The organism is Moorena sp. SIO3B2 (genome assembly GCF_010692525.1).
In the GTDB taxonomy this organism is placed as follows: domain Bacteria; phylum Cyanobacteriota; class Cyanobacteriia; order Cyanobacteriales; family Coleofasciculaceae; genus Moorena; species Moorena producens.
Genome location: NZ_JAAHHE010000980.1, coordinates 1 through 1,073, shown reverse-complemented (window position 1 = coordinate 1,073; position 1,073 = coordinate 1). Strand labels below are relative to the sequence as shown.

Below are 1,073 nucleotides of genomic sequence, written 5' to 3'. Positions count from 1 at the left end.
CTCCCATAGCATAAGACCCTTCCCGTAACTCTACCGGAACCGCTCGCATGGCATCTTCACTAATGGAACTAATAAAGGGAATAATCATCAAACCCATGACTAGACCGGCACTTAGCATATTAAAAACTGGCAATTCAGTAAAAATATTGCGCAGAAGAGGGCTAACTACCAGCAGGGCAAAATAACCATAAACTACTGTAGGAATTGCTGCTAAAAGTTCCAAACCTGGTTTAATTATTTCTCGTAATGTAGGAGGAGCAAATTCACTTAGGTAAATCGCAGCAATAGTTCCGGTCGGGATAGCAAGTAGGAGAGCAGTCGTAGCGGTTACTAGGGTTCCTGATATCAATGGCAAAATTCCGTAGTGTTTCTCCAGAAACATCGGTGTCCATTTGGTATCAGTAAGGAAATCAATTAATGAAACTTCCTTGAAAAATGCCAGAGATTCCCTAAGCAGGAAAAAGATTATTGCTGCCATAGTGGCGACGGAAGACAATGCCGCCAAAAACAATAGTATTTCAATCCCCCGTTCTCGCAAATTGCGAATTAATGTTGGTGAGAGGCGTTTGGTCTGGTTAAGTCGGATCAGTTTTTCGGTCATAAAATCGGTCATAAAAGTATTGTTTAAAGGCAGCTGAGTGATCTACCAACGTCTGTAATTAGTGAGACGTTACAGGTTTTAATCAGAACTTAATTACTCAAAAAATAGAACTTTGTTTAACATAATTCAAGAGCGATGATTGATAATTCTACTACTAATCGCTCTTGACGAGATTAAACCAATTAAGTCCTCTAGGTTAGATTCAGTTCTAGGCTTAGTTACCGCTACCGACTAGAACCTCTAACTCTGCCAGGGATTTGGCATAGTCTGCGGAGGATAGAGGCACCGACTTAACTTCAGTGACTAATCGCTCAGCATTTTGGAGGTAATAGGTCACAAAATCATTTACCTCCGTACGCTTAACAGCGTTTTTGTTGACATAGATGAAGATTGGTCGGGATAGGGGCGTGTAAGTCCCGTTACGTACCGTTGTCAGAGAAGGCGTCACCCCATTGATAGCAACAGCCTTCAG

At 41.8% G+C, this 1,073-nt stretch carries 1 protein-coding gene and 1 pseudogene; both read right to left on the bottom strand.

Translation table 11 applies throughout. The features are described 5' to 3' along the window. A partial coding sequence (locus F6K38_RS42885) for a PstC family ABC transporter permease (RefSeq protein WP_502709680.1) occupies nucleotides 1-601 on the bottom strand: 601 nt, incomplete at its 3' end. A gap of 214 nt (nucleotides 602-815) precedes the next feature. Continuing rightward, nucleotides 816-1,073 (bottom strand): annotated as a pseudogene (locus F6K38_RS42880) (protein sphX); the annotation flags it as partial.